The organism is Gemmatimonas sp., from assembly GCF_041689975.1.
Taxonomy (GTDB): Bacteria; Gemmatimonadota; Gemmatimonadetes; order Gemmatimonadales; family Gemmatimonadaceae; genus Gemmatimonas.
In genome coordinates this window covers 1-4,705 of record NZ_JBDNFF010000282.1, presented here as the reverse complement: position 1 = coordinate 4,705, position 4,705 = coordinate 1, and the positions used below count along the sequence as shown (strand labels likewise).

Sequence of the window (4,705 nt, the reverse complement as noted above, 5' to 3'; positions counted from 1 at the left end):
GAGATGCGATTGTTCGGACCCGTCGCGACTGATCGTAGCGAGCGAATTGGCTCGCTACCTCATTCCGTTTATCGCCGCCCACTGGCCGCCGTATGCGCACGCCTTGCCCTGTTCGCCGGGCTTGTCGGCGCCTCCTTGTTTGCGGCTCCGAATGCGGAAGCGCAGGCTGCCGGTGGCACTATTACCGGCCGCGTGACTGACGCCGCCACCGGTAACCCCGTCGCACAGGTTCGCGTGCTGGTGTCCGGCACCCAGAACGGCACCCTCACCGCCGACAACGGTCGCTACACGCTTCGCGTCACCACGACCGGTGCCGTCACGCTCGACGTGAATCGCATCGGCTTCGAAGCGATGAAGGTCACCGTCACCGTCACCGGCGCGGCGCCGGTGGTCGCCGACATCAGAATCAAACAGTCGGCCTTCTCGCTTGCCGCCGTCGTGACCACGGTGACCGGTCAGCAGCGCAAGGTGGAACTGGCGAACGCCACGGCCACGGTGAACGTGGCAGAAAGGATCGCGGAACTTCCCGTGTCGAATCTGAGCCAGGTGCTTGCCGGTCGCGCCGCCGGCGTCAGCGTGGTGGCCAGCGGCGAACCGGGTGTCGGCTCGCGCATTCGTATCCGTGGCCAGTCGTCGATCTCGCTCTCGAACGAACCGGTGGTCATCATCGACGGTGTACGCGTGGCTGCCACCAGCGGCAGTGCGGGGATCGGCGTCGGTGGTCAGAGCCCGTCGCGCCTCGACGACATCAATCCCGAAGAGATCGAAAGCATCGAGATCGTGAAGGGTCCTTCGGCCGCCACCCTGTACGGCACCGAGGCTGCGGCTGGCGTGATCAACATCACGACCAAACGAGGTAAATCGGGGCGCACCGCCTGGAACTTCTACAGCGAACGCGGGATGTCGCAGGATCCACGTAAGGGCAGCTATCCGCTGCTGTACAATTCGTGGGGGAGCAACACCCTCACTGGTAAGACGCAACGCTGCGACCTCGTCTTCCGCGCGGCCGGCACCTGCTCCGTGGACAGCGTGACGAGTGGCAACGTCCTCAACATCGACTCGCTCTCGCCGATCGATCTCGGTCAGCGTGGTCAGTACGGTGCGCAAGTGTCGGGCGGCTCTGACAAGGTGCAGTACTTCGTGTCGGGTGAGATCGAGCGCGAAGACGGCGTGTACAAGATGCCGGATCTGGAAGTCGCTCGACTGAAGCTCGAGCGTGGCGTCACGGAGATTCCGCGGGGGCAGATCCGGCCGCAGGGGCTTGATCGCAACAATCTGCGCTTGAATCTCACCGCCCAGATAGCGCCCAAAGCCACGCTCCAGCTGTCTAGCGGCTACGTCAACAGCCTTACCCGACGTGTGCAGAACAACGACAATTCCACCGGTCTCATGGTTCAGGCCATGGGTGGCGCTTGGAATCCCGCCAATCGTGACGGGCGTGGCGTGCCGCTACCGGGCATGTTCAGCTTTCCCTTCGGCGACGTCTTTTCTCGCGCCACCACACAGGAGTTGAATCGCTTCATCAATTCGGCGACGGCCCGCTATGATCCGACCGAGTGGCTCAACCTCCGCGCCACTGTCGGATACGACTACTCGCTGCGCGATGACATCGGCATCAATCGCTTCGACCAAGGCATCTTCCAGTTCCCCGGTCGCCTTGGACAGGTTACCAGTAATCGCACCACGATCGGCCAAGGCACCGTAGATCTCGGCGGAACCGTCACCAAGCAGCTCACCAGCTGGCTCGGCACCAAGACGTCGGTGGGCACGCAGTTCATTCGCAGCGACTTCGAGCAGACTTCGGCCTTCGGCGAGAATCTCCCCCCGGGCGCAACCACGACCAGCGCGGGAGCGATCCGCAACGGTTTGCAGTCGTTCGATTTCAATCGTACCCTCGGGTACTACATCGAGGAGCAGCTCTCCTTCCGTGATCGGTTGTTCGTCACGGCGGCGCTCCGGCGTGATGCCGCCAGTGCCTTCGGATCCGAGGCTCGCTCGATCTACTATCCGAAGTTCGGCGCGTCGTGGCTCTTGTCCGAGGAGGGCTTCATGCCCAAGCCGGAGTGGTTGCAGTCGCTCCGTTTGCGCGCCACGTATGGCGCCTCAGGTCAGCTGCCGGGCGCAACGGACGCTTTGCGCTTCCTCTCGCCGTTTCCGGCCACCCTCGCCGGCGGCGTAGACGCGCCCTCGGTGACGCTGAGCGCACTCGGCAACAGCGGCCTGAAGCCCGAGTTCGGCGAGGAGGTGGAGACCGGATTCGACGCGACGATGTTCAACGGCAAGACGAATCTCGTGGTGACCTATTACCGCAAGAAAACGACGGATGCGCTCGTCTCGCGAGACCTGGCGCCGTCGCTGGCTGGCATCGGGTCGCGCTTCGAGAACATCGGGAATGTGCTGAATTCCGGTTTCGAGCTCGAATACACGCAGAAACTGGTTGACCGCAAGAACCTGTATGCTGAACTGTTCGTGAACGGCTCCACCAATCGCAACGAGTTGCTCACGCTCGGCGAGGGCGTCAAGCCGCTGCTCACCGGTGCCGGCTCGCGCGTCACGATGCGCCAGTCGCCGGGCTTCCCGCTCTTCGGCATGTGGGGTCGTGGCTACAGCTTCAACGATGCCAACAACGACGGCATCCTCGCGGTTGGTGAAGTGACACTGCAGGACAGCGCCAAGTTCGTCGGTCCGTCGTTCCCGACCCGCGAGTTCGTGATCTCGCCCACGATCGAGGTGCTCGATCGCAAGCTGCGGATCACCGCGCAGATCGATAGACGGTGGGGGCTGTTGAAGTTCAACAACACGCTGCGTCACCAGTGTCAGGGCGGCAACTCGTGCCGCGGTCGCATGGATCCAACGGCGCCGCTGGAAATGCAGGCCGCCGCCATTGCCGCCAACGCCGGTGTGTTCACGGGGATGTACGAAGACGGCTCCTTCACGCGCTTACGCGAATTGGCCGTGTCTTACCAACTGCCGCAGTCGTGGGCGCGCGCCGTCAAGGCGCAGCGCTGGAACATCATCATGACTGGCCGCAACCTGGCCGTCTGGACGCCGTTCTCCGGCGTCGACCCCGAGACTAGTCAGAGCAACAGCGATAACCGCGGAAACGAGGAGTTTTTCGCCACGCCGCCCATGCGTTCGTGGACGGTGCGCATGAACTTCAACTACTGATACCCACCAGATGCCTATCCTCTCCTTTCGCCGAATCACGCAGTGGGGTTGGCTGCCCGTGGCTGCGGTGGCCATGACCCTCAGCGCGTGCAATCCCAGTACTTTGCTCGACATCACCGATCCCGACGTGCTCAACGTCGTCGACTTCAACAGCCCCGCAGGGGCGAACCCGGCCCGTCTCGGCGTGTTGCAGGACTTCACGATCGCCTTCTCCGGTACACAGGACGGTGTGATCGTGATGACGGGCAACATGGCCGATGAGATCTACTCGACTGATACGTTCGATGATCGGCTCTTTCCGAACCACCGTCGCACCAATGATCAGCTTGCTGCGGTGGAGAACGCCTATCGGAATCTCCACCGTGCTCGCGCGGGTGCCACGCGCGTGATCCCTATCCTGCGGGAGTTCGCGCCGACTTTGCCGGCGAACATCGGCGAGTTGTACGCCATGCGCGGATTCACCGAGAATTTGTTCGCGGAGGTTTATTGCTCGGGCGTGCCGTTCTCGACTGAAGACACTCCCGGTGAGCCACTGACGACGGTGCAGATGCTCACTCGTTCTGTCGCCAGCTTCGACTCGGCTCTCTCGCTGGCCGGCACGGATGCCCGCGTACGTCCCATGGCGCAAATAGGACGTGCCCGCGCGCTACTCAATCTCGGTCGATTCGCCGATGCTGCGGCCGCCGTGCAGGGGGTGGCGACGACCTATCGGTACCAGACGTTCCACTCGCAAGCCACTGGTCGCCAGGAGAATGGTGTGTGGAATGCGCTCTCGGTGACGGCGCCGCGGTACTCCATGTACATCCCCGCTGAGGCGCGGGTGCAGTTCCTACGCACGCCGGTAGATCCCAGGGCCCCGTGGCGAGAGACCATTCGCGTCGGCTTTGCCTCCGTGCACAGAAACTTACCCGACCAGCTCAAGTACGGGCGAGCGGGAGCCGTCAACTTGGCCGATGGCGTAGAGGCGCGACTGATCGAACTCGAAGCGCGACTACGTGGCGGCACCCCAACCGATCTTCAGGCGGTTTATGATGGCCTGAACACCCTGCGTGCGGCGTTTGGCACCTTGGGGGTGCCGCCGATCACTGGCGTCCCGACGACGATTCCCGCACTGACCGTGGCCGTACCTGCCACACAGGCTGATGCGGTCGATCTGTTCTTTGAGGAGCGCTCGATGTGGTTGTGGCTTACCGGTCACCGGCTCGGTGACCTCCGCCGCCTGATCCGTCAGTACGGCCGGACCGCGGAGACCGTGTTCCCCACGGGCACCCTCCGCCTTCCCTTTGCCGGCAACTACGGCACCGACGTGAACTTCGTGATTCCTGCCGCCGAGCTGAACAACCAGAAGTTCAACGGCTGCCTCAATCGCAACCCGTAAGAACTGTTCGGCACCAATGTGAAAAGGCCGCCGGTGCACTGTGCACCGGCGGCCTTTTCACGTTCGAACCATCACCGGCAAGCGCGCTACCGACCGCTCACCCCACGCCCGATCTCGACGGCCTTGAAGCCCGGCTCGCCCCAACCGATCACGAACACG

At 63.3% G+C, this 4,705-nt stretch carries 2 protein-coding genes; both read left to right on the top strand.

What is annotated here, in order from left to right; translation table 11 throughout:
- The first annotated feature begins 3 nt into the window (after positions 1-3).
- The gene (locus ACESNG_RS17315; protein WP_373069981.1) at positions 4-3,168 is read left to right on the top strand and encodes a SusC/RagA family TonB-linked outer membrane protein; all 3,165 of its coding nucleotides are present in this window, start codon (positions 4-6) and stop codon (positions 3,166-3,168) included.
- Positions 3,169-3,178: 10 nt separating this feature from the next.
- Positions 3,179-4,546 carry a hypothetical protein gene (locus tag ACESNG_RS17310; protein WP_373064733.1) on the top strand — a complete coding sequence of 456 codons (1,368 nt, stop codon included), beginning with the start codon at positions 3,179-3,181 and terminating at the stop codon, positions 4,544-4,546.
- Positions 4,547-4,705: the final 159 nt, after the last annotated feature.